Annotated in this window: 35 protein-coding genes, 1 tRNA gene and 1 pseudogene; 23 read left to right on the top strand and 14 right to left on the bottom strand. The window is 63.2% G+C overall.

From position 1 onward, the window contains the following. Positions 1 to 3: 3 nt before the first annotated feature. The 7 genes from ACAM51_RS23365 (at position 4) to ACAM51_RS23335 (ending at position 6,769) form a co-directional block, all read left to right on the top strand. Positions 4 to 2,679: a phage tail tape measure protein gene (locus ACAM51_RS23365; RefSeq protein ID WP_369642000.1), complete on the top strand. Its 2,676-nt coding sequence runs from the start codon at positions 4 to 6 to the stop codon at positions 2,677 to 2,679. Then, complete coding sequence (locus ACAM51_RS23360; protein ID WP_369643875.1) at positions 2,570 to 2,980, top strand: phage tail protein; 411 nt, start codon at positions 2,570 to 2,572, stop codon at positions 2,978 to 2,980. The genes ACAM51_RS23365 and ACAM51_RS23360 overlap by 110 nt, the downstream gene beginning before the upstream one ends. Next, on the top strand, positions 2,977 to 4,002 hold the full coding sequence (locus tag ACAM51_RS23355; protein WP_369641999.1) for a contractile injection system protein, VgrG/Pvc8 family: 1,026 nt from the start codon (positions 2,977 to 2,979) through the stop codon (positions 4,000 to 4,002). Before ACAM51_RS23360 ends, ACAM51_RS23355 begins: the two co-directional genes overlap by 4 nt. Before the next feature lie 158 nt (positions 4,003 to 4,160). Then, complete coding sequence (locus ACAM51_RS23350; protein ID WP_369641998.1) at positions 4,161 to 4,358, top strand: DNA cytosine methyltransferase; 198 nt, start codon at positions 4,161 to 4,163, stop codon at positions 4,356 to 4,358. Beyond that, a complete protein-coding gene (locus ACAM51_RS23345; RefSeq protein WP_369641997.1) occupies positions 4,355 to 5,689 on the top strand; it encodes a DNA cytosine methyltransferase in 1,335 nt (444 codons plus the stop codon). Before ACAM51_RS23350 ends, ACAM51_RS23345 begins: the two co-directional genes overlap by 4 nt. Beyond that, complete coding sequence (locus ACAM51_RS23340) at positions 5,652 to 6,449, top strand: hypothetical protein (protein WP_369641996.1); 798 nt, start codon at positions 5,652 to 5,654, stop codon at positions 6,447 to 6,449. Before ACAM51_RS23345 ends, ACAM51_RS23340 begins: the two co-directional genes overlap by 38 nt. Beyond that, positions 6,404 to 6,769, top strand: a complete 366-nt coding sequence (locus ACAM51_RS23335; RefSeq protein ID WP_369641995.1) for a DUF3883 domain-containing protein — start codon at positions 6,404 to 6,406, stop codon at positions 6,767 to 6,769. Before ACAM51_RS23340 ends, ACAM51_RS23335 begins: the two co-directional genes overlap by 46 nt. A gap of 3 nt (positions 6,770 to 6,772) precedes the next feature. Here ACAM51_RS23335 and ACAM51_RS23330 read toward each other — a convergent pair whose 3' ends face one another. From ACAM51_RS23330 to ACAM51_RS23310, 5 genes are all read right to left on the bottom strand, one after another. Continuing rightward, a complete protein-coding gene (locus ACAM51_RS23330; protein ID WP_369641994.1) occupies positions 6,773 to 7,210 on the bottom strand; it encodes a very short patch repair endonuclease in 438 nt (145 codons plus the stop codon). A 76-nt stretch (positions 7,211 to 7,286) separates the two neighbouring features. Further along, positions 7,287 to 8,240 carry a hypothetical protein gene (locus tag ACAM51_RS23325; RefSeq protein ID WP_369641993.1) on the bottom strand — a complete coding sequence of 318 codons (954 nt, stop codon included), beginning with the start codon at positions 8,238 to 8,240 and terminating at the stop codon, positions 7,287 to 7,289. A 128-nt stretch (positions 8,241 to 8,368) separates the two neighbouring features. Beyond that, complete coding sequence (locus ACAM51_RS23320; protein ID WP_369641992.1) at positions 8,369 to 8,755, bottom strand: helix-turn-helix transcriptional regulator; 387 nt, start codon at positions 8,753 to 8,755, stop codon at positions 8,369 to 8,371. Between the two features lie 352 nt (positions 8,756 to 9,107). Continuing rightward, positions 9,108 to 9,656: a hypothetical protein gene (locus ACAM51_RS23315; RefSeq protein WP_369641991.1), complete on the bottom strand. Its 549-nt coding sequence runs from the start codon at positions 9,654 to 9,656 to the stop codon at positions 9,108 to 9,110. Between the two features lie 713 nt (positions 9,657 to 10,369). Further along, positions 10,370 to 10,636 (bottom strand): hypothetical protein, encoded by a 267-nt coding sequence (locus ACAM51_RS23310; RefSeq protein ID WP_369641990.1) that lies wholly within the window; start codon positions 10,634 to 10,636, stop codon positions 10,370 to 10,372. A gap of 61 nt (positions 10,637 to 10,697) precedes the next feature. Between ACAM51_RS23310 and ACAM51_RS23305 the strand changes: the two genes are divergently transcribed. From ACAM51_RS23305 to ACAM51_RS23250, 12 genes are all read left to right on the top strand, one after another. Beyond that, positions 10,698 to 10,919: a hypothetical protein gene (locus tag ACAM51_RS23305; protein ID WP_369641989.1), complete on the top strand. Its 222-nt coding sequence runs from the start codon at positions 10,698 to 10,700 to the stop codon at positions 10,917 to 10,919. Between the two features lie 17 nt (positions 10,920 to 10,936). After that, positions 10,937 to 11,404 carry a hypothetical protein gene (locus ACAM51_RS23300; protein ID WP_369641988.1) on the top strand — a complete coding sequence of 156 codons (468 nt, stop codon included), beginning with the start codon at positions 10,937 to 10,939 and terminating at the stop codon, positions 11,402 to 11,404. Between the two features lie 64 nt (positions 11,405 to 11,468). Then, a complete protein-coding gene (locus ACAM51_RS23295) occupies positions 11,469 to 11,900 on the top strand; it encodes an ogr/Delta-like zinc finger family protein (protein WP_369641987.1) in 432 nt (143 codons plus the stop codon). Between the two features lie 93 nt (positions 11,901 to 11,993). Then, positions 11,994 to 12,170, top strand: coding sequence for a hypothetical protein (locus tag ACAM51_RS23290; protein WP_369641986.1), 177 nt, complete (start codon positions 11,994 to 11,996; stop codon positions 12,168 to 12,170). Then, a complete protein-coding gene (locus tag ACAM51_RS23285; RefSeq protein ID WP_369641985.1) occupies positions 12,161 to 12,529 on the top strand; it encodes a hypothetical protein in 369 nt (122 codons plus the stop codon). Before ACAM51_RS23290 ends, ACAM51_RS23285 begins: the two co-directional genes overlap by 10 nt. Before the next feature lie 423 nt (positions 12,530 to 12,952). After that, a complete protein-coding gene (locus tag ACAM51_RS23280) occupies positions 12,953 to 14,509 on the top strand; it encodes a replication endonuclease (RefSeq protein ID WP_369641984.1) in 1,557 nt (518 codons plus the stop codon). Continuing rightward, positions 14,509 to 14,796 carry a hypothetical protein gene (locus ACAM51_RS23275; RefSeq protein WP_369641983.1) on the top strand — a complete coding sequence of 96 codons (288 nt, stop codon included), beginning with the start codon at positions 14,509 to 14,511 and terminating at the stop codon, positions 14,794 to 14,796. Before ACAM51_RS23280 ends, ACAM51_RS23275 begins: the two co-directional genes overlap by 1 nt. Further along, positions 14,793 to 15,011 (top strand): hypothetical protein, encoded by a 219-nt coding sequence (locus tag ACAM51_RS23270; protein ID WP_369641982.1) that lies wholly within the window; start codon positions 14,793 to 14,795, stop codon positions 15,009 to 15,011. The genes ACAM51_RS23275 and ACAM51_RS23270 overlap by 4 nt, the downstream gene beginning before the upstream one ends. A gap of 26 nt (positions 15,012 to 15,037) precedes the next feature. After that, on the top strand, positions 15,038 to 15,259 hold the full coding sequence (locus ACAM51_RS23265) for a hypothetical protein (RefSeq protein WP_369641981.1): 222 nt from the start codon (positions 15,038 to 15,040) through the stop codon (positions 15,257 to 15,259). Positions 15,260 to 15,262: 3 nt separating this feature from the next. Next, positions 15,263 to 15,478, top strand: a complete 216-nt coding sequence (locus ACAM51_RS23260; RefSeq protein WP_187736437.1) for a hypothetical protein — start codon at positions 15,263 to 15,265, stop codon at positions 15,476 to 15,478. A 9-nt stretch (positions 15,479 to 15,487) separates the two neighbouring features. Further along, positions 15,488 to 15,778, top strand: coding sequence for a DUF4406 domain-containing protein (locus tag ACAM51_RS23255; RefSeq protein ID WP_369641980.1), 291 nt, complete (start codon positions 15,488 to 15,490; stop codon positions 15,776 to 15,778). Positions 15,779 to 15,781: 3 nt separating this feature from the next. Further along, a complete protein-coding gene (locus ACAM51_RS23250) occupies positions 15,782 to 16,012 on the top strand; it encodes a helix-turn-helix transcriptional regulator (RefSeq protein WP_369641979.1) in 231 nt (76 codons plus the stop codon). On the opposite strand, the gene ACAM51_RS23245 is transcribed toward ACAM51_RS23250, so the two are convergent. After that, positions 15,990 to 16,388 (bottom strand): Arc family DNA-binding protein, encoded by a 399-nt coding sequence (locus ACAM51_RS23245; protein ID WP_369641978.1) that lies wholly within the window; start codon positions 16,386 to 16,388, stop codon positions 15,990 to 15,992. The genes ACAM51_RS23250 and ACAM51_RS23245 overlap by 23 nt on opposite strands. A gap of 201 nt (positions 16,389 to 16,589) precedes the next feature. On the opposite strand from ACAM51_RS23245, the gene ACAM51_RS23240 reads away from it, so the two are divergent. After that, entirely contained in the window at positions 16,590 to 17,183 is a 594-nt protein-coding gene (locus ACAM51_RS23240) for a Rha family transcriptional regulator (RefSeq protein WP_369641977.1), read from the top strand. 97 nt (positions 17,184 to 17,280) lie between these two features. On the opposite strand, the gene ACAM51_RS23235 is transcribed toward ACAM51_RS23240, so the two are convergent. Next, positions 17,281 to 17,610: a hypothetical protein gene (locus ACAM51_RS23235; RefSeq protein WP_369641976.1), complete on the bottom strand. Its 330-nt coding sequence runs from the start codon at positions 17,608 to 17,610 to the stop codon at positions 17,281 to 17,283. 207 nt (positions 17,611 to 17,817) lie between these two features. On the opposite strand from ACAM51_RS23235, the gene ACAM51_RS23230 reads away from it, so the two are divergent. Both ACAM51_RS23230 and ACAM51_RS23225 read left to right on the top strand, forming a co-directional pair. Then, positions 17,818 to 18,027 carry a hypothetical protein gene (locus ACAM51_RS23230; protein ID WP_369641975.1) on the top strand — a complete coding sequence of 70 codons (210 nt, stop codon included), beginning with the start codon at positions 17,818 to 17,820 and terminating at the stop codon, positions 18,025 to 18,027. After that, positions 18,024 to 18,503, top strand: a complete 480-nt coding sequence (locus ACAM51_RS23225) for a hypothetical protein (protein WP_369641974.1) — start codon at positions 18,024 to 18,026, stop codon at positions 18,501 to 18,503. Before ACAM51_RS23230 ends, ACAM51_RS23225 begins: the two co-directional genes overlap by 4 nt. On the opposite strand, the gene ACAM51_RS23220 is transcribed toward ACAM51_RS23225, so the two are convergent. From ACAM51_RS23220 to cysS, 7 genes and pseudogenes are all read right to left on the bottom strand, one after another. After that, a complete protein-coding gene (locus ACAM51_RS23220) occupies positions 18,442 to 19,662 on the bottom strand; it encodes a tyrosine-type recombinase/integrase (protein ID WP_369641973.1) in 1,221 nt (406 codons plus the stop codon). The two genes, ACAM51_RS23225 and ACAM51_RS23220, sit on opposite strands and share 62 nt — an antisense overlap. A gap of 190 nt (positions 19,663 to 19,852) precedes the next feature. Further along, positions 19,853 to 19,945, bottom strand: a tRNA-Ser gene (locus tag ACAM51_RS23215). Between the two features lie 45 nt (positions 19,946 to 19,990). Next, positions 19,991 to 20,668 (bottom strand): annotated as a pseudogene (locus ACAM51_RS23210) (ACT domain-containing protein); the annotation flags it as partial. A 69-nt stretch (positions 20,669 to 20,737) separates the two neighbouring features. Then, positions 20,738 to 21,703: a tRNA lysidine(34) synthetase TilS gene (tilS, locus tag ACAM51_RS23205; protein WP_369641972.1), complete on the bottom strand. Its 966-nt coding sequence runs from the start codon at positions 21,701 to 21,703 to the stop codon at positions 20,738 to 20,740. 202 nt (positions 21,704 to 21,905) lie between these two features. Beyond that, positions 21,906 to 22,883 (bottom strand): acetyl-CoA carboxylase carboxyltransferase subunit alpha, encoded by a 978-nt coding sequence (locus ACAM51_RS23200; protein ID WP_218294027.1) that lies wholly within the window; start codon positions 22,881 to 22,883, stop codon positions 21,906 to 21,908. Positions 22,884 to 23,109: 226 nt separating this feature from the next. Then, the gene (locus ACAM51_RS23195) at positions 23,110 to 23,793 is read right to left on the bottom strand and encodes a DNA-3-methyladenine glycosylase (RefSeq protein WP_255591346.1); all 684 of its coding nucleotides are present in this window, start codon (positions 23,791 to 23,793) and stop codon (positions 23,110 to 23,112) included. A gap of 36 nt (positions 23,794 to 23,829) precedes the next feature. After that, positions 23,830 to 25,212 carry a cysteine--tRNA ligase gene (cysS, locus tag ACAM51_RS23190; protein WP_369641971.1) on the bottom strand — a complete coding sequence of 461 codons (1,383 nt, stop codon included), beginning with the start codon at positions 25,210 to 25,212 and terminating at the stop codon, positions 23,830 to 23,832. Between the two features lie 214 nt (positions 25,213 to 25,426). Between cysS and ACAM51_RS23185 the strand changes: the two genes are divergently transcribed. After that, on the top strand, positions 25,427 to 26,509 hold the full coding sequence (locus ACAM51_RS23185; protein ID WP_369641970.1) for a tetratricopeptide repeat protein: 1,083 nt from the start codon (positions 25,427 to 25,429) through the stop codon (positions 26,507 to 26,509). The last annotated feature ends 47 nt before the right edge of the window (positions 26,510 to 26,556 follow it).

Below are 26,556 nucleotides of genomic sequence, written 5' to 3'. Positions count from 1 at the left end.
GCCATGGCTGACAACCTGCGTTTGCGGGTGGTGATGGATTTTGTAGATCGCATCATCGCCCCCTTGAGGCGCGTCAGCGCCGGCAGCAGCGAGGCCGCCCGCGCGCTCAAGGCCGCGAAGGAAAGCCTCAAGGCACTCAACGCCCAGCAGGCCCAGGTGGGCGAGTTCCGCACGCTCAAGAGCGAACTGCAGGGCACAGCCGCAAAGCTGGCCCAGGCCCGCGGGCGCGTGGGGGAGCTGGCGCGCGCCTACGGCCAGACGGCCGAGCCCACGCGGGCCATGACACAGGAACTGGCGAAGGCCAAGCGAGAGGCGGCAGCGCTGGGAAACCAGCACGACAGCCAGCAGGCGAAGCTGCAGAACCTGCGCACCAGGCTGTCGGCCGCCGGCATCAGCACGCGCGACCTGGCGAACCACTCGCAGCGCCTGCGCACCGACATTGCCGCAGCCAATACCACCATCGAGCAGCAGACCGCCAAGCTCAAGGCCAACGGCGAGCAGCAGCGCAAGCTGGGCGAACTGCGCAAGCGCCACGGCCAGGACATGCTGCACGCCGGAATGATCGGCGCCAGCGGCGCGGCCATGATGGCCGGGGGGAACAAACTGGCGGGGCCCCTGCGTTCCGTGGTGGGCGCCTTCATGCCGGCAGAAGTGTCGGAATCGCAGCTGCGCGCGTCCATGATGGGCAAGGCCGGCGACGTGGGGCCGGAGTTCCAGCAGATACTGGACCTGGCCACGCGCCTGGGCGACAAGCTGCCGGGCACCACGGCCCAGTTCATCGACATGATGACCATGCTTCGGCGCCAGGGGATGACCTCGCAATCCATCCTGGGCGGCCTGGGCGAGTCTGCCGCGTACCTGGGCATTCAGCTGCAGATGCCCGTGACTGCTGCCGCCGAGTTCGCAGCCAAGATGCAGGACGCCACGCAGACCAGCGAAAAGGACATGATGGGCCTGATGGACATGATCCAGCGGGCGTTCTACTCGGGGGTCGATCCAACAAACATGCTGCAGGGCTTTACCAAGATGGGGGCGTTGATGCCGCTCATCGGGCGTGAGGGCCTCGAAGCGGGCAACATGCTTGCCCCCATGCTGGTGATGATGGATCAGGCCGGCATGAAAGGGGAAGCCGCAGGCAACGCCATCCGCAAGGTGGTGCAGCTGTCGATGGATGCCGAAAAGCTGGCCAAAGCAAACAAGATGCTCAAGGGCGAGGGCGTACAGCTGGAGTTCTATAACAAGGCTGGCAAGTTCGCGGGCTTTGACAACATGTTCGCCCAGCTGGACAAGCTCAAGGGTGTGGACAGCGACGTGAAGCGCATCGCGGCCATGAAGAAGCTGTTTGGCGATGACGCTGAAACCCATGAAGTGCTCAATACCCTGATGAAAAAGGGCATTGCCGGCTACCGCGAGGTGGTGGCCAGGATGGAAGCCCAGGCCGACCTGCGCAAGCGCGTGGACTCCCAGCTCAAGACACTGAGCGCGGCGGCCGAGGCGGCACAGGGCAGCTTCACCAACATGCTCAAAGATATGGGCGCCACCATCGCGCCTGATCTGGTGCTGCTGCTGAACAAGCTTGGCGAAATGGCCAACGCCATGGGCGCCTGGACGCGCGAGAACCAGGGCGCCGTGAAATGGGTGCTGCGCATAGTGGGTGCGCTGGCCATTGGTGCCACCGCGCTGGGTGCCATCACCCTGGCGTTCGCATCGGTGATGGGGCCCATGCTGCTGTTTCGCTTTGGCCTGGCCCGCCTCGGGATTCTGCTGCCGGGCATCGGCACGGCCTTCAGCGCGCTGTTGACGGTTGCCCGGGCGGTGGGCCTGTTCCTGATGGCGAATCCCATCGCGGCGGCGCTGCTGGCGATTGGGGCGGCGGCGTACTTCATCTGGAAGAACTGGGACGCCCTGGGCGGCAGCATCCCGGCGGTGCTGGCCACCATCGGCGCGCACTTCCTGAACTTCTCGCCGCTGGGCCTGCTGTACCGCGCGTTCGCTGGTGCCCTGAGCTGGCTTGGAATCCAGCTGCCCGCAACGTTCTCGGAGTTCGGCGGCCACATCATCGACGGCCTGGTGAACGGCATCACCCGGCGCGCGGCGGCCTTGCGCGATGCAGTGGTGGGCGTGGCCGAGGCGGTGGGCGGGTGGTTTCGCGAAACGCTGGGCATTGCCAGCCCGTCGCGCGTGTTCATGCAGTACGGCGGCTGGATTTCCGAGGGGGCGGCCCTGGGCATTGCCGGTGGCCAGGGCGCCGTGCGCACCGCGGCGCTGGCCATGGCCACGGCGGCCACCGCCACCATGCCGATGGCGGCCGACGCGGCGGCGCTGCGCATCGACAACCGGCCGCCGCTGATGGCCCAGGGCGCCGGGGTGGCTGCGCCCATGGGCGGCAGCACGCACATCAGCATCACCATCAACCCGGCCCCCGGCGCGGACCCCAGGCCATCGCGCGTGCGGTGTCGGCCGAGCTGGACCGGCGCGAGAGCGCAAAGCGCTCGCGCGTGCTGTCGCAGTACGGCGAAATCGACTAGGAGCACCCATGCTGTTTTCTTTGGGCCAGTTCGCCTTCGGGCTGCAGACCCTGCCCACCGACCAGCTGCGCCGGCAAACGGCCTGGCGCCACCCCAGCAATTCGAGGGTGGGGGCAAGGCCGGCGCGCCAGTTTGTGGGCCTGGGCGATGACACCATCAACCTGTCGGGCGTGCTGGCGCCTGAGTTCGCAGGCTCCATGCGTTCGCTGGAAGCGCTGCGCAAGATGGCCGACAGCGGCAAGGCCTGGGCGCTGGTGTCGGGCGCGGGCGAGGTGTTCGGCGCCTGGACCATCGAGAACCTGACCGAAACCCGATCTGTGCTGATCGACAACGGCGCCGCGCGGCGCATCGAGTTCGACCTGCAGCTGGCGGCCGTGGATGACCAGCGCGCCGAGCCCTCGGGCGGTGTGGACCCGTGGCCGGTGGATGACTGGTGGGAGTGGTGGGAATGATGGCGCCCGACTACCTCAAGACCAGCCAGCTGCACCGCGCCCCCACGTTCTCGCTGGTGGTGGACGGGCGGGATATTTCCAAGAAGGTGGAAGCGCGCCTGGTGTCCCTCACCCTCACCGAAGCCCGAGGCGGCGAGGCCGACCAGCTGGACCTGGTGATTGACGACAGCGACGGCCGCATGGGCATACCTGCCAAGGGGGCCGAGCTGGCCCTGACCCTGGGCTGGGAAGGCAGTGGCATGCAGGACAAAGGCACGTTCGATGTGGACGAGGTGGAGCACAGCGGCACGCCAGACACCATCAGCATCCGCGCCCGATCTGCAGAGATGCGGCGCGAGATGCGCACCCGCGCGGAGCGCAGCTACCACGGCAAGAAGCTGGGCGAGATCGTGGGCGACATTGCGCAGCGCAACGGCCTGCAGCTGCGCATGGATGCCACGCTGCAAGACACCCCGGTGGAGCACATCGACCAGACGCGCGAGAGTGATCTGCACTTCCTCACCCGTCTGGCCAGGAAGCACGACGCAGTGGCCACGGTGAAGAAAGGCCGGCTGGTATTCAAGCCCATCGGCTCTACCCGCGCCGCCAACGGCGAAGACCTCGAAACCATCACCATCACCCGCGCCGATGGCGACCAGCACCGCTACCACAGCGCCGACCGCAACGCCTACAGCGGCGTGCGCGCGTACTGGCACGACCCCAACACGGCCGAAAAAAAGAGCGTGCTGGTAGGCGAGCAGGAAAACGAAAAGCGCCTGAAGGACACCTACGGCAGCGAGGCCGACGCCATGGCCGCCGCGCGGGCCGAGCGCGGGCGCATCGAGCGCGGCAAGGCCACCATGGAGCTGACGCTGGCCATCGGCCGGCCTGAACTGATGCCGCAGACGCCGGTGGTGCTGCAGGGGTTCAAGGATGTGATTGATGACACCCCCTGGCTGGTGGTGAAGCTGACGCACACCCTGGGCGACAACGGCCTGACCACGCGCATGGAGCTGGAAACCCGTGCATTGCAAGCTGGCTGAGTGCGCCGCAGACGCACTGTGCAAATTCACAGTACACTCGGCGCGAAGATCGTTTGTGCTGCAGGAACAGCTCGGGGGCCGCAACCGGCCTTTTTTGTTACCCTACAGCCGAACGGCAGAAAAATACCTGGCCCCTCCACCGAACCGGAAAAAGCGACATGAGCGAACGCAACTTCACCCCGATTCCTGATGCGCTTGCCAGGATGAAACATGCCCGCATTCTGGCCGGCAACGCCCCGCGCACGCTGGATCTCTTTGCCGGGTGCGGCGGCCTGTCGCTGGGCTTTGATGCTGCTGGCTTCAAGACCATCGGCGCCGTGGAGTTTGACCCGATGCGGCGCGGTCGCATGCGATGAACTTCCTGTCTGACCTGCCGCACGAGCTTTTTGAAGTGCACGCCAAGGCCAAGGACATCACCGCCATCGAGCCGGAAGAGCTGCTGCAGTCGTTCGGCTACGCAGGCCCTGCGGAAAACCATGTGGACGTGATCGTGGGCGGCCCGCCCTGCCAGGCATTTGCCCGCGTGGGCCGCGCCAAGCTGCGCGAGGTGGCCGACCACCCCGAAGCATTTTTGAAGGACCCGCGCGGCAACCTGTATCTGCGCTACCTGCACTATGTGAACAAGCTCAAGCCGCTGGCGATCCTGATGGAGAACGTGCCAGACGTGCTGAACTATGGCGGCCACAACGTTGCCGAGGAAACCTGCGAGCTGCTGACCGACATGGGCTACCGCTGCGGGTACACGCTGCTCAATTCCGTGTACTTCGGCGTGCCGCAGATGCGGGAGCGGATGTTTCTGGTGGCGGTGGCTGCGTGTGCGGTAGACCGCATCAGCTTTCCGAACCCCACGCACTGGATCAACATGCCCAAGGGCTACGAAGGCACCCGGCAGGTGGCGTTGCAGACGGTGAAGCGGGGCATGTTTGATGAACACGCGTTCTTCATCGACCCGCCCAAGGCCGACAAGGCAAAGTGCCTGCCCGCGGTGACAGCCCGCGACGCGCTGCAGGACCTGCCCGTCATCACCGAGCACCTGGAAGGCAAGCTCAAGAAAGGTGCCCGGCGTTTTGACACCGTGGCGCCCTACCCCAAGAGCAAGCTCAATGCCTATGCCAAGAGCATGCGTGCGTGGCCCGGCTTTGAGAACGACGAAGGCATCAAGGACCACGTGATCCGGTACCTGCCGCGCGACTACGCGATCTTTCAGCGCATGAACCCCGGCGACCAGTACCCCGAGGCGCACCAGCACGCCGTGGCGCTGTTTGAGGAGCGCATTGCCGAGCGGCGCGCCAAAACGGGCAAGGCCCTGGGCGAAAAGTCGAAGGAATACCAGGAAATCTGGAACGCCACCGTGCCGCCCTACGATGCCGCCAAGTTCCCGAACAAGTGGCGCAAGATGGAGTCGGACGCACCCGCCCGCACGCTGATGGCCCACCTGGGCAAGGACGGGTACTCGCACATCCATTACGACAGCGCCCAGGCGCGCACGATATCCGTGCGCGAGGCTGCGCGGCTGCAGTCCTTCCCGGACGGGTTTGTGCTGTCTGGCTCCATGAACCCGGCGTTCAAGCAGATTGGCAACGCCGTGCCCGCGCTGCTGGCCAAGGCCATCGCGACCCATCTATTCAGTCTGATCGTGGAGAACAAAGTTGCGCAAACTGGCACTCAAGAAGCTCAAGAACTCTGACCTTTCGTTCTTCAAGACCCACTTCAATAGCCACCAGCAGTCCAAGCAGAAGGGCTTCAACCTTGACACCAAGGTGATGCAGGGCGAAGGCTTCTTCCCTGCTCTCAAGAGCCTGCTGGAACCGCTGCCAAAGAAGGCGGCGCACGTGGACCTGGTGTTCTTTGGGCCGGGCCTGGCGCCAGCGCATTCGCTTGCGCGCAAGGTGAAGATCGACGCCAAGAACCTTCGCCTGAATGGCGAATTTGTGCACGACCCGGACGAAGAGCCCAACCGGTACGGCCAGTTTGTGGAAGGCGACTTTGCCGTGATGGAGTTTGGCGGCGATGCCCTGCCCGACTCGGTGAAGGTGGTACTGGTGGCCGCAAGGAACCCGCAGGACGCAGGCCTGCACAAGGTGTTCAGCAAGATGCTGCCCAGCGCGGACGATTCGATGGCCGCACTGGGAGAAGATGCGCTGCAGGCAGCCATTGAAGAAGCGCAGCCGGTAGCCCAGCACCCCATCCGCAACTGGCTTGACCCGGTGCTGCTTGAAGAGATCGGCAGCGGGGACGCAAAGGCCATTGCCCGCGTCAACAAGCTGCTGCCGCGCCAGGGCATCAGCCCGGAGGCGTTCAAGTCCACCAAGGAGGCCGCCGCCAGAAACGGGCAACTGGGTGAAGAGCTGCTGAAGCACTACCTGGAAACGAAGGCACCGCACGGAGTAGCCACGCATGAGTGGACATCGCAGATCAACGCCATATCCCCTACGACTTCAGCCTGACCATGGCCACCGGAGAGCTGCGCCACGCCGATGCAAAGAGCACGTCGGGCCCGTTCTCCACCCGGCTGTACCTGTCCACCGCAGAAGTGCGCCATGCCCTGGGCAGCGGTGTGCCGTATGACATCTACAGGCTGTACAACGTGACCGAGGAGGCTGCAGAAATGCGTGTGGCCCGCGACGTGAAGGCCCGGCTGCAGGCGGTAATGGATTCGCTGGCCAATGTGCCCGCCGGGGTGAACGTGGACTCGCTCTCGTTCGAGCCGGACTACTTTGACTTTGAGCCTGCCGAAATTCAGATCGCCCTGCCCGCGGACGAATAGCGCTCACGCAGAAGGGGCGGCCCTGACGGCGGGGGCCGCCAGCTCACCAGCTTCGGCGCCTTTGCCTATCCAGTCTGATATGGCAGCGCCAAGGGCTGGCAGCTCTCGCTGCTGCCGAATGAAGCATTCCCAGACCACCAGCACGCGCCAGCCCTGAAGGCGCAGTGCGCTCACTGCTGCAGCGTCACGCGCCACATTGCGGCCCAGCTTTTCGCGCCAGAAGTCGGGCCGGGTAGCAGGCAGCTTCGCCAGCCTGCAGCCCTGGTGCGCGTGCCAGAAGCAGCCATGCACAAAGATGGCCACCTTGCGGCCGGGCAGCACGATGTCGGGGTTGCCAGGGAGGTCCTTCCGGTGCAGGCGAAAGCGATAGCCAGCGGCAAACAAGGCCTTGCGCACCAGCATTTCAGGCTTGGTGTTTTTGCCTTTGATGCCCGCCATCATTGCACTTCGGGCTTCTGGTGTAACTACGTCCACCATGCACCGCAGTCTTCAAGTTGCTGCGCATTTGGCGAGTGATTCAACTGCTCGATCCCTCCGGAGATCCTCGGAGATTTTCAGGACCAAAGTTATGCAGGTAATCAAGATGCAGTTTTAAAATATCATCCAGATTAACTTCAGCCGCTGAAATTGGATCCACCACCCTGCAGCTCGAATTTTTGTAATTCAATATCGCATCTATAAATACATAGGCTGGAATGAAACGACACTTATTATCCCCTGCAGAAACAGGTATGCCGGCAAGTTTCACCTGATTAGCCTTGGGTTGCACATTGCATACAACACCGCCACTCATTCCGGTAACATTCTCATGCTGTATATCCGCATCAACAGCATCAAAGGAAATGAAACCAAAGGGCTTTTCGGGAGAAAATATTCCAGGAATTGTATGGCGATTTAACGACGTGGAATGAGTGTATTCACCAATCGGATCGAAATGAAATTCATTCTGCTCAAATGGGTACCCGGAAACAAGCAAAAACTGCCCCTCAAAATGCTCTTCTCGTGTAAGCACACTGTGACGGTCGCGAATCTCAATAAAATGATCTGGCTGATGATATTGTTGTGGATGAAAGAGCTCAACAAGGCACACATCCGATGCATCTGTTGGATCTAGTGTATCTTTAATCAGCTCTCCGATGTTCCAAATAAATTTTGGAAAAAGAAAACTATGGAGGGAATCCCATTGACCTTGAAATTTTGCGCTTATCCAAAATGGAGACTCATTCTGAAATTCTCCAGGAATATTATTCAATATTACATGTCGTGCAGTGAGAAGAAAAAAAATGCCCTCAAAGCGAATCAGCACGCCGCTTCCACTGCCGTACATTTGATCCACATGAAAATGCCCTCTCTCTTTCATGGATTTGTCAAGGTGATTAAAAAACAACCGCCTCACAGATTTGGCAACATTTGAAAATCTAGATTTTTCAATGTATTTTTCGAGATTTTTCCTAATTCTTCCGTTTCGCATATACTCCCTCCCACATCATTATTAATTCGATAGCTCAACGTCCAGAAAAATATCATGAATACTGAGAGCGATCAATTCAGTCCTCAAAAAAGCTATCCGCGACCAACGCGGCGGCCGCAGTTTAGTGACTAAAAACGGCGCCCGTTCCACCCGTAAACCACCCGCCCGCAGATGCGAACAGGCTGCGTGCCATCCAGCACGTCCACCGTGCGCACACTCGGGTTATCGCTGGTTATGACATGAGCGCCGTCCATGCGGCGTGTCACGCGCTTGATGAACAGCTGGCCGTTGGCCTGCAGCACATACACGCCGTCAATGTCGGCCACTTGGCAGTCGGTATCCACGATGGCGAAGTCGCCTGAATTCAGGGTGCCCAGCATGCTGTCGCCGTAGGCGTGCACCAGTTGCAGTGCCTCGGGCCGGGACCGCGGCACGTTAAGCGCCAACCAGTGGCGCGAAACAGCTATTTCCCCCATCAGCACGTCTTCGGTGACGAGGTCGTTGCCCTTGCCCATGCTGCCGGTGGCGCTGAACAGAGGGATGCGGATGGTGTCGGGTCACCTGCTGGTGCGGGAGCTGGGCCTGAAAGGTTCCCAGAGGTGCGCCGACCAGTTAGAACGTATTGCACATCTACGCCAAATTTGGCGGCGTCAGCCAAAAATTCACTGCTGGGAAAGTTTTTGGCGCTTTCCCAGTTCTGCAATGTGCGCAGCTTGGTTCCCCCATCTCGGCAAGCGTAGCCTGAGACAGTTTGAGCCTCTCCCGTTCTTCCACAAGGCGCGTCGAGACGCCGCCATTTTTTTCGTTCATGTATTGAATTACGCCAAATTTGGCGTTATGATTTGGCGCACTAACAGGTTACGCCGTCTAACGCGATGGTACACACCGCCACGCATGGCGGGTAGGAGGTTTTGGCAATGGCAGATCAAGACAAACAGTGCGCAACTGGAGCGGGTTCGATGCCTGCAAGGCTCGGCTCACGGATGCGCTGGCGGCGATCCAGAGCGCCGGCGACGCGAGAGCCTGTGCACCCGCCCCCGCCAGCCGGCCTACCGGCGAGCCGAAACCCTGGGTAATGCTGACCCTTCCAAGCAAAACCGGGCAGTCCCTTGAATCAGCCTGGGCCGCCGTTCGTGGTGTAGACCCCCCCAGGGCAGCGAAGGCGCGTTCAACGGCCTCCGGCGATCCCTTGAGAACCCAGGTTTCCATGTTGCAGGCGCCGCAGTGGGCAGCGCCTGCCACTTCGATGCCAGCCATGCCTCGGGTGTCCATCGCGTGGATTTCCGTCAGCTCGGCCTTGCAGGTGTTGCATTTCACGCTGGGTGGAAGGTTAGCCCGCTCACGCGCCTGAGCTTGCGCGATCCGGTCTGACTGGTTTCCCCGCTTTTTGGCTTGTCCCATGGCAAGTTCTTTCATCAATACGCCGTCTAGCGCGATGGTACTCATCGCCGCGCATGGCGGACAGGAGTTTTGGCAATGGCAGATCAAGACAAACCCGTGCGCAACTGGAGCGGGTTCGATGCTGCAAGGCGCGGCTCACGGATGCGCTGGCGGCACTGGTGGGCGATAGCCCTGCGCCAGGCGCATTTGGCAAGGTGTCCGTTCACATCACGCCCGCGCAAGACGACAGCGCCTTGCCGGTAGAGCGCTGGGTGCACGACGCACAGGTGCTGATTGCATGCTTGCGAGCCATTGAGCCCACGGCGCAGGTGCGCATTGATGTGACGGGAGTGGGCATCCTGCAATACGGTGCCTTGCACGCTGCGGGTGCGGACGTGGGGGCCTTTGTGAACACTGTGGACTACGCGCCCGCCCTTGCGCTCATCCCAGAGGCGCTTCGGCCATGTACACGCTGCGGCCTGCAAGCAAGGCACGCGGTGATTGGAAAGGGGCCGAAGGCTTCTGGAGGGGCTTCGCATGGCTGATCCCTATCGCTGGGGCGGTGTAACGCCGCCTTCCGTTGCCTTGCTCAAAAGGCGGCGCGTGCACAGGACAGCCTCAACCGATACCAGGCTACCCGGATGACCAGCTCGCAAATGGAGATGCAACGCCCTGCGCGAGCTGCACACAGGCTGTGGCGAGGGCTGTGTGCACTGAGCAGGAGCGCCAAGAGCGCACACGCCGAGCCCTTATCGCCCAACTTGGTGACGCTTGACCATGTCGGCAATTTTGTCCAGGCGAGCCAGCACCTTGTGCACGTACCTATCCAAAGGGTTCGTACGCACCCAGTCGATTTCCCATTCCCGGTATTCCTGTGTCTCTTGCAAGTCGATCAACAGCTGGTTTGGGTCTGTGAACTTCTTATCGCGCGCTGCTGTGAAAGACGCTTCGCGCAATTTGAGGGCTTGCTCACGCACGGTGGCAGCCAAGAGAAGTTCTTCTGTGGTGTGGCGCATATGTTCCCTCTGGTGAATCAGTGCGCAGCATCGTAACTCGCTAAGAAGCAGAAAGTTATACATGGCATACGACAACAAGGAACAGCGCCGCGTCTACCGGCACACCGTGCGCTTCAAGAAGGCCGACGATGTCTTGCTGGCCGTGCTGGCGGACCGCCTGGGCGTGCAGAAGGCCACGCTGATCCAGAACATGGCGCTGCTGGCCGCAGAGAAGGAACTGCAGAAGCTGGGCCTGGGCAGCATGGCGCAGGCGGCCACCGTGGGCAACGCAGCGCGTTGCTGACGCCATGGAATGCGTTCATGCAGACCACAGAAATGCTGGTGGAAGTCTCCGCCGAAATGGAGCACCACCTGGAGCTGCTGCGGCAGGCGTACAGGCTGCCCACCACCACCGCGGTGCTTGAGCTGCTAATCAGCACCCAGATAGACCGCAGCGTCTACGAAATGACGGGCATCAAGCCGGGCCCGAAGCTGGCGATTGACAACACCCAAGAAGAACATGATGCAGACCGCAAAGAACACCCCGCACAGCTTCAAGGCCCTGGTGGCAGCCAACCGCGCGGCGGGCCGCCTGGCCGAGCCTGTGGCGCCGAGCCAAGGAAGAAGATGGAGCAGACGGGCATGCGCCTGTGGCCCGAGGAGCTGTCGCAGGCGCGCGAGCTGGCCGCCAGCGAGGACCGCAGCGCGGCCAGCTTCATGCGCCGCATCTACCTGCGCGGGCTGGAAGGCTATCTGGCCGAACGCGGCGCTGGCACGGCGACGCAGTGAGGGGCAGCAAATAGCCGCTCAAGAGCCGCTGAAAAGCGCCAGCACGATGACCAGGGGGAAAAGCATGTTGCACACCAACGCAGAGCACGAAGCGCTGCAGGCGGCCAGGCCGGCGCGACAGCGCACCAGCCACCAGGGGCGCAAGCTGCGCTTTGAGGGCACGCGCAGGCCGTGCCCCATGTGCGAGGCCCAGGCCGAAATACGCACCAGCCAGCATGTGACCAAGACGCTGTTTGAAACCATCTACCAGTGCACGAATGTGGAGTGCGGCTGCACGTTTGTGGTTTCGGCCGAGATCGTGCGGCTGCTGAACCCTGGGGCCACGCCCAACCCGGCGGTGTCGATTCCCCTTTCGTCGCACGTGCGCCGCGACATGGTGCGCGTGGTGCTGGACAACGCTGGCGAGGCGGCGCATGAAGCCCGGTTCACCCTGCCCGTGACGGGCGACCTTTTCGCAGGCGGCGCGACACGTCCTAGACAGCGCCCCAGCCGCTGAATAGCAGCGGCACCCACCCCCCTACCCCGATTTTTTGCAAGGCGGCAACGCCAGGCGGGGACTTCTGTTGCCCAAAAAACCTGAGAGGACGCAATGAGCCTTTACGCCATGACCTACCGCGCGGCCAACGGCAAGCGCATGACCCAGCACCTGCTGGCCGCTGACCGGCAGGCGGCCACGCGGCAGGCGTTTGACCTGGCAGAGCGCCTGGCCGGGGGCCGCTGCGGATTTGGCATCGCCCCCGTGAAGAAGGGGCGCACATGCATCTGAGACTGGTTGCGCCTGACATGGACCTGCTGCAGCCATCAGCGCCACCTGCGGCCAAGCCTGTGCCGCCGCCGGCGGACGTGCTGGCGCAGCTGATGAAGCTGCGCGACGAGATGACGCAGAGCGCGAGCAACGGGCGCTTTTGCGACGCGGCATCGCGGGAGTGGCGCAGGCTGCCGGTGATGTGGCGCGTGTCGCTGCTGATGATTGCCGGCATTGGTGCGGACGTGGAACACCTCTACACGCTGGCCGACCGCAACTGGCAAGAGCTGCCGCCGCCTGAGCGCGAGGAGCTGCGCAGCGTGGTGCGCGATGCCAAGAAGCACCTGGGTGGCCTGACTGCCCTTGCAGCCCGGGTGTAAAGCCATGCCAACGATACCGCGCAAGCTGCCCAACGGCAGCCTGAAGGAATGGAACGCGAACAAGCCCACGCTGCACATGGCGCGTGGGCACCTGGAACGCGTGATCCGGTGTGCGCCTGCCAGCTGGCAGGCTGCAGTGCGCGAGCGACTGGCGCCCACGGCGCCGCCCATGCTGGCTGTGAACAAGACGGATCGGGAATGGCTGCAGGAGCCGCCCGAGTGGGCGCAGGCGTGGGACATGCTGCAGGCGATCGCCCAGTACGAAGACCGCTTTGGCGCCGCGGCCATGTGGAACCTTGACGACCACGAAATCTGCGAGATGGCCAACAAGCTGGCAGGCGAGGCCGACGAGCTGGATGCGCTGGCCATTGGCCAGGGCGCCAGCCTGGTAGAGCGCGTGGACAGCATTAGGCTGCTGGTGCGGTGCGCGGGCATCGTGGAAGACAAGCCCATCACGGCGAGCCCGCCATCAAGCGGGCACAGGACGCCGCGTGGTGGCGCAAGCGCCTGCGCGTGCATGTGGCGCGTGTGGTTGAGGGCGGCAACATTGGCATGGGGCGTGTGCACCTGCGGCTGGGCGGCTACATCAGCCGCGACGGGCTGGCGCGCCGCAAGGCGCAGGTGAAGCGCAATGCCGAAACCCTGGGCCGCAAGCTGTTCCGCAATGAGGCCGGGCAGGTGTACACGCTGCGCGAGCTGGCCCGGCTGGGCACAGCCAACCCTATCGTGCGCGGTGGCGAGCTGATGACGCGCATCAGGGGCGCGGAAGAATACGCCGACGCGCGCGCGCATGTGGGCCTGTTCCTGACGCTGACGCTGCCCAGCAGGTTTCACCCGGTGAAGCTGGGCAGCGGTGGCCGTCCGATCCCCAACAAGAAGTATCGCGGCGCCACGCCGCGTGACGGCCAGCGGTGGCTGCGCGACAAGTGGGCCAAGTTCCGCTCCGCGCTGGGGCGCAAGGGCGTGCGCATGTACGGCCTGCGCGTGGCGGAGCCGCACCACGACGCCACGCCGCACTGGCATGCGCTGATTTGGGTGGAGGATGAAGCGAGCGCACAGGCAGTGGAAGACAAGGTGCGCCACTACTGGCTGAGCGAGGACGGCGACGAGCGGGGCGCGGCTGAGAACCGCGTGAACATCAAGCGCATGGTGAAGGGCGGCGCGGCTGGCTATGTGGCGAAGTACATCGCCAAGAGCGTGGGCCACCTTGCCCTGGCTGAGCACCAGGATGTGGTGAACGGCCAGCAGATCGCCATGGACTTCGGCCACACCGACGAACGGGACGTGAAGGAGTCAGCGACTGGCCATCAGCGCGTGGACGCCTGGGCGGCGCACTGGGGCATCCGGCAGTTTCAGACCATCGGCATGCCCAGCGTGACGGTGTGGCGCGAGCTGCGCCGCGTGTCGGCCGACCAGCTGGATCTGTTTGCGCAGGAGGGCGACCGGGCCACGGTGCGGGCTTTCAGCGCCTGCCACCGGCACGGGGAGATTCGGGCGGACTGGCGCATCTTCATGGAGGCGATGGGCGGCCACGCATTGCCCCGCAAGCAGTGGCACCTGCGCACAGCCCACCGCACGCCCGAGGCGGGCCAGGTGAACAAGTACGGCGAGGAAGTGAAAGTGGGCCGCATCGTGGGCCTGCAGCCGCAGCGCGGGCGCATGTGCGGGCGCTGGCTGGTGAGCCGCCGCATTGCCTGGACGCCTGTGGTGGATGAGGTGGCTATTGCCACCCATGCCGCGCATGCGGCGGATTCCACAGCTGCAGCAGGACAAGCGCAGGGCGACGGCACAGCCACGGCCCGCGCGGCTTTGCCGCGCGCTTGGACTGGTTTCAATAACTGTACGGCCCGCATCACGGGCGAGCTGATCCGGGAGGCAGTGCCCCCCAGCTGCCACTTCAAAGAGGACTGGTGCACCCCTGAAACAGTGGCCCAGTTCCGTGCATTACGCGCCATGCAGTCCACCGAGGCGTGGCACTGATGAAAAAACAGGCACCAAAGCACACCGCCGCCACCGAGGCGCGCAGCGGCATGGCCGAAACGGGCCGCAAGCCCACCCCGCTGCAGGCCCAGGTGCTGCTGGCCGCGCGCCGCCGCTGCGACGACATGGACGACGGCCAGGCCGCCCGCGACGAGATGAAACGCGAGGTGCTGGAGACACCGGCCGAGCTGCTGCCCGACCTGCTGGCCGCGCTTTCCACCGTGCGCATCACGCGCGCCGACCTTTTCCAAACCACCACCACCGACCGAAAGGAGTGCAACCCATGAACGCCAAGCGAACCGAGCCACGCGTGCATTGCTACCAGCGCCCGCTGCACGGCGGCTACGTGCCTCAGGCGGGCACCACGCCGGAACACCTGCGCGCCGTGTTCGACGCGGAGCGCCAGCGCCTGGCCGATGCCGCCAGGCCGCGCCGCCGCCGCCGTCAGCCCGCAGCGCCGATCAACAACCCCGCCCAGGCCCAGCTGCAGCTGGTGGCCTGACAGACCACAGAGAGGAAATCGAAGACATGCACCCCATTCACAACGTCCAGCCCCTGCGCAGCTACCGGGCCACATTGGTGCCCCAGGGCATCACGCCATCTGACGTGGAAGACCTGGCCGACGCCAGGCTGCTGCCGACCATCCGCGTGAAGGCCGCCACCGCCGAGCAGGCCGAGGCGCATGCACACATTGCCAGCGGCAAGAACGTGCTGCGCGTGGAACGTATCGAAGAACGCGCGGAGGCCTGAGCCATGGCAAAGCCGAAAAACGCACCGGCACTGGCGCACCCCGTGGAGCCATCGCGCTGGTCTCAGATCAGGCAGGCAGAGCGCGTGGACTACAGCACAGCGCAGCCCATCAGCATGAGCTGGAAGACGGGCAAGCCGTACACCTGCCCCGAGCTGCAGCACCGCAGCGCGGCCAATCAACCGCCCAGCCTGGTGATGGGCCGGCGGGTGAGCCGATAGGAGGGCGCCATGCGTATCTACGTTGCAGGCCCCATGACGGGCTACCCTGACCTGAACTTTCCCGCCTTTCACGCAGCAGCCGCCGCGCTGCGCGCCCAGGGCCACCATGTGGAGAACCCCGCCGAAATCAACGCGGACCCCAAGGCCCGGTGGCTGGACTGCATGCGCATGGACATTGCGCGGCTGGTGACGTGCGATGCGGTGTACTTGCTGCCCGGCTGGGAGAAGTCGCGCGGGGCGAAGGTGGAGCACGGGCTGGCGGTGGGCCTGGGCTTTCAGATCATCAACCCGGAGGGCTGACACATGGGCCAGATCATCATGAACAAGGCCCAGCTGCTGGAAGAGCTGGGCATCGTGGAGAACACGCTGCGGGCGTTGATAGAGCAGCGTGGATTTCCGCCGCCCCGCAAGATGGGGGCGAAGCTGTTTTGGCTGGTGGCGGAGGTGGTGGAGTGGTTGCAGGGGTGTCCGAGGGCGTGGCGAGAAGATGCTGGAGAGTGCGCGGCGGCGACTAGCTCCCATTCCTCTTCTTAGAGGTTCTTTCCAGGAAGACTTGCGAATCTTTTGGAGCCACAGCTTCTACTTCTTTCAGCGCAATTCTCAGTTCTTCAACTGTCATCCCTGGGGCTGCATAGAAGATGAGGACTGGAATCCCAGTCTCTGACGCATAGCCCCTGGCAATGAGCCTCTCGATTGCATCTTCCCGTGTTCCGCCATCCTTCTCTATCGACGTCTGCACCATTTCCTCGCACGCGTAGCCAAGGTCTCCGGCCGACATCCGGAAAGATGCTTCAAGGCGGGCTATCAATTCGCCTGTCAAAGAGCGATTGTTTGCTTTTGCCGCTCCCTCAAGCTGATCACGAAGATCGACTGGGATGCGGAAGTTCAACTGCGGATCGGTGCGGGCCATCTCGCAATTGTGCAGCACGGTACTTGCGCTTTGTAATAGCACGGTGATAGTATTAGCACCGTGCTACAAATCATTTGTTTCAAAGGAGGTCGTATGGCGCGAGGTGGTCGAGAAATTGCAGCGTTGTCAGGTCCGCGCGCAGCTGCGTCGTTGCCCGAAATTTTCATTGTTGATGGGAGGCCAATGGCCTTGAGTACGGATGTGGCCCGCTACTTCCGAAAGCAGCACAAGCATGTACTGGAAAAGATTGCCAATCTTTTGGCGGACCTTCCGGCCGATTTCGCTGAGCCGAATTTTCGGCTGAGTGAGTTCACCGACAGTACCGGCCGCACGTTGCCCGCCTACCGTCTAACCCGAGATGGTTTCACCCTGTTGACCATGGGCTTCACTGGCAAGAAGGCATTGGCCTTCAAGCTCGCCTATATCGACGCATTCAACGAGATGGAAGCGGTAATTGCTGAGGGAAAGCACGCGCCTGAACGAATGAACGTGGCCTACGCCCAAGCCGCCGCAGTTGCTGAGCGGGCCGCTCGAACTGTGTTCACTGCGGTGATGGCGGGCGATGACGCCGACTGGCGTGGTGCACGCTGGCTATTTTGTCTGTCGGCTTCGGGTCAGACCCAGGTGATTGCGGTGCCGCACGACGCGCTATTGCTACGCTTGGCCGAGCTGCCACGTCAGATGCTGGAGCCGGGCACGTCGCCCACCAACCGGGAGCTGGTGGAACTGGCAGCTGCCTGCAATCAGCGGCTGGCACAGCGCATGGCGCATGATGCGCGTGGACTACTGAATTGATAGCTTCCAGCTCTTAAGGCGTAAGCGCTAGGGCCATTTTGGCTACTTACATGGTTGTGGGAGAGGCGCGTTGCTAGCTAACTCTGCCAGCAATCGTTCAGCCCTTGACCAGCTGAATGACAAGGGCCACCAACGAAACGACGACCGCAATCGCTGACATGACGTACGCACGATGGGCCTTGGCATTTGCCTCTGCACTGAGTTTGTTGGACCGCTCTGCCGCATTCGCTTGGCGTAGCACCGAATATTCCGGGCTGAGCTGGTAGCGAGTCACCGCTTCCTCCGCCTTTTTTGACAGAAACGCACGTGCCTTAACTTCCTGTTCGCCTACGAAGTCGCCGCGTTCAACCATTTGCAGCAAGGCTTGAATACCGTTCTTGCTGCAAAACTTCTCCATTGTTCTGTCGAACTGTTCATCTGAACTCACGTGTGCCCCTCTGTGCAATAGTTGAACCAGTCCTACATGATGCCTTCACGCTTTCGATCATGTCGGCGCATGGAGCGAGTAGCGTGGCGTTCCGCATCCATGCAAGATGGGCGCTAAGCTGTTTTGGCTGTTGTCCGAGGTGCTGGAGTGGATGCAGGGATGAAGGCATGAGCGACAGGGCTGTGAAAAATTTCGTATGGAGGGCAAATGAAAAAGCAACGTGTAATGTCTGCAATGGTACTCAAAAAAACTCAAAATCACAAAATTGCAGTTAGATTGTCGTTGGTATTGGTGTTTTTTATATCATTTATGTCAGTGTATATTTTTAGGGCACTGCTTGATAATGACAATGCAACAGCGAGTGGATATCTATCCGCGACCGGGGCCATGCTCGTGGCTTGTCTGTCGCATTCATGACAGATCGAGCTGCATTTGGCGAGTCTGTTGCAAGATTTGATGACGATGCAGGTGAGACAATACGTTCGGCCACTTACTTGTTTCTCGTACTAAGTGATTTATTGACGAGGATCGGTATTGTCCGGGAACAGGCTCTAAGGCGCACGCTACGCAGCGATGCCGGCGAATATTTGCTTAGCGGGCATAGGGCAATATTTGAAATTGGTGCATATAAGACTATCCAGGGTCAAAAAATTGGTGTGATTTCGGATATTGGCGAGCACGTGCATGTAGTTTATGATTTAGTGAATATTTTTGATGGAAGCGGAAATTTCAAGAAAATAACAGAAGATCGATCAAGATTGATCGTCGATGCTTGTGAAAGACTAGGCGCCCAGATTGACAGTTTGAGGACAGAATTGATGAAATTCAGGTTTAGTCTGGACCTGGGGCAGGATTATCAAAAGGAGCACAATAATCCCCCCAGTTCTGCATAATGACGGTCCGCTTATCCAGCATATCGGCGCGCCGGTAGGCGGCTTCGGTTTTCGTGTCAATCGTGTGGGCTAGGCATAGCTCCACGGCATCGCGCGGGTGGTGTGTGGTTTCGCCCGCCCAGTCCCGGAACGTTGAGCGGAAACCGTGGGGCACGGCTGCCAGCTTGTGGCGGCGCATCAGGGCGGTGAATGCCATGTCTGACAGCGGGCCTTTGCGGTTGCTGGGAAACACCTGTTCCACCAGCTCCTCGCGCGCGGCCCCCTGAATGCGCAGCAGCGCAACAGCTTGGCGAGACAAGGGCACGCGATGCTCCCGGTTGGCCTTCATCCGCGCAGCGGGAATAACCCACAGGCCTGCGTCTAGATCGACCTCGCTCCACAACATGCCGCGCACCTCGCCCGAGCGAACAGCGGTCAGGATCAGAAAACACAGAGCGCGGGCGCTTTGACCATCAACAGCGGCAATCTGCTGATACACGGCGGGCAGATCGGCCACGGGCACTGCGGCTCGGTGTTTGACCGGGGCAACCTTTTCCGGGTTGGCCAGGATGTGCTCCAGCTGTCCGCGCCAGCGCGCAGGATTGGGGCCGGTGCGGTGGCCGTGGGCGGTAGCCCAATCCAGCACCTGTTCAATTCGCCCGCGCACTCGCGTAGCGGTTTCAGTCTTGGTTTTCCAGATGGGCGCGAGCGCGCGCAGGACGTGGGACTGTTCAATCTCTGAGACCGACAGCCGACCAAAATGCGGTGACGCGTAGGTGGCGAGGGTGTTGCGCCACTGCTGCGCGTGCTTGGCGTTGCGCCAAGTGCTTTCGTGTTCAGTGATGAACGCATCAGCCGCCTTGTCGAACTCCAGCCGCTGGGCGGCTGCCAGGCGGGCGGCCTCCCGTTCATCCTGGCGCGACTTGATGGGGTCGATGCCTGCATCACGCTGCCCCAGCGCTGCGCGCGCTGCCTCGCGTGCTGCAGCCAGCGTCACACCGGGATAGCTGCCCAGGCCCATGCGCCTACGCTGGCGCATGTGCACATACCGCAGCACCCAGGTGCGCGACCCGCCTTCAATCCGAAGATACAAGCCGCTGACCCCACCCACAGCGTGCGAGCCTTCCACGCGCAGCCTGGAAACCTCCAGCGCTGTCATCTCAAGGATTCGCTTCGGCATGGCTCAATTTCTGTAGGCCATCATGTAGACCCAAAAAATTTGAATTGAGCGCGGCAACCGGTTGACTGCTCGCTGCGAAAACACTGTATAAAACAACATGGATCGAAGCGTACCACGTTGTTTTATATGGGGTCAACGCAGAGCACAGACGTAAAAAAACCCGCTGGTTTAGGGCGGGTTTTTTTAGCTCTGGCGGAAACGGAGGGATTCGAACCCTCGATGAGGCTCTACACCCCATACTCCCTTAGCAGGGGAGCACCTTCGGCCACTCGGTCACGTTTCCAATCCCGCTATTATGCCCCATTTCCGGGGCGCTTCTGGCGGGTGAGGCGGCTTGCTGGTCCAGCTCGAACGCCTTGTGCAGGCTGCGCACGGCCAGTTCGACGTACTCCTCGTCGATCACGACGGAGGTCTTGATCTCGGAGGTAGAGATCATCTGGATGTTGATGCCCTCCTCGCGCAGCGTGCGGAACATCTTGCTCGCCACGCCCACGTGGCTGCGCATGCCGCTGCCGACGATGCTCACCTTGCAGCAGCTGGTGTCGCCCACGACCTCCTGCGCGCCCAGCACGGACACCACTTTCTCCTTGAGCAGCTCGACGGTGCGCGCGCAATCGTTGCGGTGCACGGTGAAGCTGAAGTTGGTCTTGCCGTCCTTGCCCACGTTCTGGATGATCACGTCGACCTCGATGTTGGCATCGGCCACGGCGCCCAGGATCTGGTGGGCGATGCCCGGCTTGTCGGGCACGCCCAGCACGGAGATCTTGGCTTCGTCGCGGTTGAATGTGATGCCGGATACGACGGCTTGTTCCATTTTTTTGTCTTTCTCAAAAGTGATCCGCGTGCGGACCTGGCTTCTTCGTTGACGTCGATGCACCAGGGCGTGAAGCTGGACAGCCCGCGCATGGACCTCACTTTTGTTGTATTTGCCCGCGAGCTCCACCCAGCGGATCTTCGGCAACTTGCTGCCCAGGCTCGCCATTTCGAGCTTTTCCTCGAAACTCACCGCCCGCAGGCTTCGAGTTTCGACCACACTGAAGGACACTGCCCCGGCGCGCCGCCGTGGTTCGTGCGGTCAGGGGGCCAACACCTCTGGACTGTACCAATCGAGTTCCGGCCCGGACCGGACGGCAAAACCATGCCCGACCTTGATGTGGATGCGGTGGCCGCGTGTGGTGCACGACTGCACCTGGTCGAGCAGTTCATTCAATTGCGCCGCGGCCGCCGTGGTGTGGTGCTCGACGCGCAGCCAGTGGCGCAGCACATTGGCCTGCCGGGCGCGGCTCAGGCCCTGCAAGGCCCGGATGCGCGGCGGTGCGCCCACGATGGCCAGGTCCTGCAGTGCAAGTTCTTCCAGCAGTTCGTCCGCCTGCGCCGCATGCTGGGCGGACCGCGCAAAGGTGTCGCGAAACGCAGGGAATGCGGCCTCCAGCACGGGCAAGATCCTCGCGCGGATGCGGTTGCGCGTGAAGCGCTCATCGGCATTGGTCGGGTCTTCCACCCACCCCTGCCCCTGTGCCCGCAGCCACTGGCGCACGTCAGCCCCGGCCACCCGCAGCAGGGGGCGGTACCAGTCAATGCCCGCGCGGCGCCAGCGGGCGGGCATCGCCGCCAGCCCGGCCACACCGGCCCCGCGCGACAGGGCCAGCACGAGCGTTTCGACCTGGTCATCCGCGTGTTGCGCGATTGCTATTGATTTAATAGCATTATGCGCTTTACTGGCAAGCGCTACCGCCTCAAATGCCTTGTACCTTGCCTGCCGTGCAGCGTCTTCCGGGCTTTGCCCCGGCGCGTGGCGGGCGTCCGGGCGCTGCACCGCCAGCGGCACATCCAGGGCTTGGCACAGGTCTTCGCAGTGCCGCGCAAAACCGTCAGCCGCTGGCTGCAAGCCATGGTGCACGTGGATCGCCCGCACCTGGCCAGGCCAGCGCCGGGCGCATGCCAGCAGCAGCGCCGTGGAATCCGCACCGCCGCTGAATCCGACCGCCAGGGGCAGCGCAGGCTCGAAGGCCTGCATGGCCGCGTCGAAGGACAAGGTCATGTCCATGCCTCCCCGTGGCGCCAGGGCAAGGGCCAGGAACCTGTGGCGGCGTCAACAACAACAAGGGCAACAAGGGGGCGGCGGCACATGGCGGCCGATTATCGGCGCCTCCCGGCCACGGCAAGGGCGGAGAACCCTGGCCAGAAGCACCAACGGCCCCGCAGGGCCGTTGGTGGTGGGCAGGAAAGCGTCCCCGGAACCGTCAGCGGCTCTCCGCCTTGGTGTCGCTGAACCGGCCGTAGCTTTGCAGGCGGTCATAGCGGCGGTCCAGCAGGTCCTTCGTCTTCAGGTCCGCCACCTGGCGGAACGCATCGCCCAGCGCGCGCTTGAGGAAGGCCGCCATCTGCTTGTGGTCGCGGTGGGCGCCGCCCACGGGCTCGCTGACGATCTTGTCCACCAGGCCCAGCGCTTTCAGGCGGTGGGCGGTGATGCCCAGGGCATCGGCGGCTTCCTGCGCTTTTTCGCTGGTTTTCCAGAGGATGGAGGCGCAGCCTTCGGGGCTGATCACGGAGTAGATGGCGTACTGCAGCATCACCACCTGGTCAGCCACGCTGATCGCCAGCGCGCCGCCGGAGCCGCCCTCGCCGATGATGGTGGTGATGATGGGCACTTCGAGTTGCGCCATCTCGAAGATGTTCCGGCCGATGGCCTCGGACTGGCCGCGTTCCTCGGCATCGATGCCAGGGTAGGCGCCGGGCGTGTCCACAAAGGTGAACACGGGCAGCTTGAATTTCTCGGCCGTCTTCATGAGGCGCAGGGCCTTGCGGTAGCCCTCGGGCTTGCTCATGCCGAAGTTGCGCATCGCGCGCTCCTTGGTGTCGCGCCCCTTCTGGTGGCCCAGCACCATGCAGGCATGGCCGTTGAAGCGTGCCAGCCCCCCCACGATGGACAGGTCGTCCGCGTAGTGGCGATCGCCGTGCAGCTCCACGAAGTCGGTGAAGATGTCGCGCACGTAGTCGAGCGTGTAGGGGCGCTCGGGGTGGCGGGCGATCTTGGTGATCTGCCAGGGCGACAGCTCGCTGTAGATGTCCTTGGTGAGCTGCTGGCTTTTCTTGCTCAGCTGGTCGATCTCTTCCGAGATATCGACGGCACTCTCGGTCTGCACGTAGCGCAGTTCTTCGATTTTGGATTCGAGTTCGGCAATCGGCTGCTCGAAATCCAGAAAGGTCTTTTTCGCCAACGTTGTTCTCCTTGGGGCGCGCCGGGGTGCGGGCGCCACGAATGGCACGCACTGTAACCGACGCGTTACGAGTTTGGTATGACGCTTGTCCAACAAATAAAAAGTCCGCTGTCCCGGGCGCTGCGCACCACCTACAGCCCACGAAACGGGCGCGCCCCACGAGGAGGGCCGCCGCGCTGGCGGCGCTCCCGGGCACGCGGCGCAAGGGTACCCAGGGGCATCTCGCTCAGTACGCCACGGGAAGCGGATCCAGCGATCGCCAAATATACCAAGTCGCCACGCTGCACCAGGGCTTCCAGGCCTCGGCCACTTCGCGGGCATCGCTGCGGCTGACCGGATCGCCCGAAAAGTAATTCTGGCTGATGCCGGTGATCAGCCCCACGTCGTCCAGCGGCAGCACGTTGGGGCGCATCATGTAGAAGATGAGGAACATCTCGGCCGTCCAGCGGCCGATGCCGCGGATGGCCACCAGTTCGGCAATGATGGCCTCGTCATCCATCGCGGCCCAGTCCTTCACGTGCAGCTTGCCGCCCTCGAAGTGCATCGCCAGGTCCACCAGGTAGTCGACCTTGCGCGCAGACAGGCCCGCGGCCCGCATGTCGTCGATCTTGAGCTTGAGCACGCTGGCGGGCTTCATGCTGCGGGGCATCGCGGCAAAGCGCTCCCACACGGTCTGCGCGGCCTTCACCGAGATCTGCTGGCCCACGATGGAGCGCGCGAGCGTGGTGAACGCATCGCCGCGTGTCTGCAGCGCCGCGTCGCCAAACTGGGGAATCAGGCGCTTCATCACCCGGTCCTTCTTGACCAGGTGCTTGCAGGCCTCCGCCCAGTAGTCGGGCGTGGCCAGCGCCGGCTCGGCCACGAGCACTTCGGATGCTATCTTTTTAGAAGCTGCCACCGGGCGTCCCATCCGCCCAGCAGGCGTTTTCCATGACAAACACAACGATCACTGCGCGGCTTCCCAGGTGGTGCCAGCGGCGGAGTCCTTGAGCACGATGCCCTGGGCCAGCAATGCATTGCGGATGCGGTCGGCCTCGGCGAAATCCTTGCCCGCCTTGGCAGCGGCGCGCGCGGCGATCCGGGCCTGGATTTCGGCTTCGTCCATACCGCCCGCCCCGGCCTGCAGGAAGGCCTTGGGGTCGCCCTGCAGCACCCCCAGGCAACCGCCCAGCGCCTTGAGCAGCCCCGCCAGTTCGGCAGAGCGGGTCTTGTTGACCTCGCCGGCCAGGTCGAACAGCACGGCCATGGCTTCGGGGGTGCCGAAGTCCTCGTCCATCGCGGCCTTGAAGCGGGCGGCATGCGGCGCCGCCCAGTCAATGGCCGCCACCTCGGCGGGCGCCACGAGGTTCAGGGCGGTGTACAGGCGCTTCAAGGCCTGGCGCGCGTCGTCCAGGTGGGCATCGCTGTAGTTCAGGGCGCTGCGGTAGTGGGCCCGCACGATGAAAAACCGCACCGTCTCGGCGTCGTACTTCGCCAGCACGTCGCGGATGGTGAAGAAGTTGCCCAGCGACTTGCTCATCTTCTCGTTGTCCACGCGCACGAAGCCGTTGTGCACCCAGAAGCGCGCCAGGGGCTTGCCATTGGCGCCTTCGCTCTGGGCGATCTCGTTCTCGTGGTGCGGGAACTGCAGGTCCATGCCGCCGCCGTGGATGTCGAAGGTCTCGCCCAGCGTGGCGCCGCACATGGCCGAGCACTCGATGTGCCAGCCGGGGCGGCCCGAGCCGAATTCGCTGTCCCACTTGGCCTCGGGTGGCTCCTCGGGCTTGGAGGCTTTCCACAACACGAAATCGAGCGGGTCTTCCTTGCCATCGAGCACGGCCACGCGCTCACCCGCGCGCAATTCGTCGAGCGACTTGCCCGAGAGCTTGCCGTAGCCGTCGAACTTGCGCACGGAGTAGTTCACGTCGCCATTGCCGGCGCGGTAGGCCAGGCCCTTGCCTTCCAGCGTGCCGATCAGCGAAAGCATCTGGGGCACGTATTCGGTGGCGCGCGGCTCCAGCGACGGGGGCTCGATGCCCAGCGCCGCGATGTCGGTGTGCATGGCGGCGATCATCTCGTCCGTGAGGGCACGGATGGTGATGCCCCGCTCCAGCGCGCGCTTGATGATCTTGTCGTCAATGTCCGTGATGTTGCGCACATAGGTGACGCGGTAGCCACTGCTTTTCAGCCAGCGCTGCACGACATCGAACGCCATCATCATGCGGGCGTGGCCGATGTGGCACAGGTCATAGATGGTCATGCCGCACACGTACATGCGCACATGGCCAGGTTCGAGCGGGGAAAACTCCTCCAATGCACGCGACAGCGTGTTGTAGATGCGCAAACTCATGGGATTTCAGTCACGGGGGATGGGGTGGTTGGGTGAAAAAGGTTCACCCGGCAGCAGGGGGCAAAGGCCCCTGGAGGGAGTTGGCCCAGCAAGGGGCCTCCAGCGAAATCACCCGCGGCAACAGCGCACCGTCATGACAACCCCCTCAGCTACAATCCGCCGCAGTATAAGCCCCCGCCCGGGACAGACGCTGCCCAACACCCTTGAATCCCCCATGAAGCAAGTCCGACGCACCCTCCCCCACCTGCTGCGCCTGCTGGCACTGACCGCGCTGCTGGGCACCGGTGCGGCCCATGCGGACGACTATGCGGAAATCACCCAGCTGATCAAGGCCGGCAAGCCGGCCGAAGCCCTGGTGAAGGCCGACCAGCGCCTTGCCGCCGCCCCGCGCGACCCACAGCTGCGCTTCTTGCGCGGCGTGGCGCAGGCGGACTCGGGCAAGCCCGGCGATGCGATCACCACGTTCACCAAGCTCACGGAAGAGTATCCCGAGCTGCCCGAGCCCTACAACAATCTGGCGGTGCTGTATGCCAGCCAGAACCAGCTGGACAAGGCCCGCACGGCGCTCGAAATGGCGATCCGCACCAATCCGAGCTACGCCACCGCCCATGAGAACCTGGGCGACATCTATGCCAAGCTGGCCAGCCAGGCCTACAACAAGGCGCTGCAGCTGGATGCGGCCAACGCCAGCTCCGTCAAGCCCAAGCTGGCGCTGATCCGCGAGCTGTTCACTGCGGAAGCCGCCGCCGGCAAGCCCGCTCGCCCCGGGGCCGCGGCCCCCGCGCCGGCGCCAGCCGTGGCGGCCACGCAGCGGCCCGCCGCAACGGCACCCGCCGCCGCAGCGCCCGTGGCAGCCCCTTCACCGGCGCCTGCTGCGCCAGCGCCCGCACCCGCTGCCGCGGCATCCCCCGCTCCGGCCGTTGCCGCGTCGCCCGCCGCCGCTGCCGGCGATGCGTCCCTGCAGGCCGCCGTTACCGCGGCCGTGCAGGCCTGGGCCGCCGCCTGGTCCGCCAAGGACATGGCCGCCTACCTCGGCGCCTACGACAAGTCATTCGATCCTCCCGGCCGCCAGACCCGTGCCGCCTGGGAAAAGGAGCGTGAAGCGCGCATCGTCGGAAAATCCAGGATCAGCGTGCAGATCTCCGACATCTCGGTCGCGGTCAACGGCGACAAGGCCACGGCCCGTTTCCGCCAGGCCTACACGGCCGATGCGCTCAATGTCGCCAGCCGCAAGACGCTGGACATGGTGAACCACAACGGCCGCTGGACCATCGTCCGCGAATCCACCGGCGGCTGACCGTGACGAAGCGCGGCGCAGCCGGCCCTGCGATGGCGGCGGCGCGC

The sequence above is a fragment of the Acidovorax sp. A79 genome (assembly GCF_041154505.1).
Lineage (GTDB): Bacteria > Pseudomonadota > Gammaproteobacteria > Burkholderiales > Burkholderiaceae_C > Acidovorax.
Note: the sequence above shows the minus strand (reverse complement) of the source record. Positions and strands in the feature narration are given on the sequence as shown.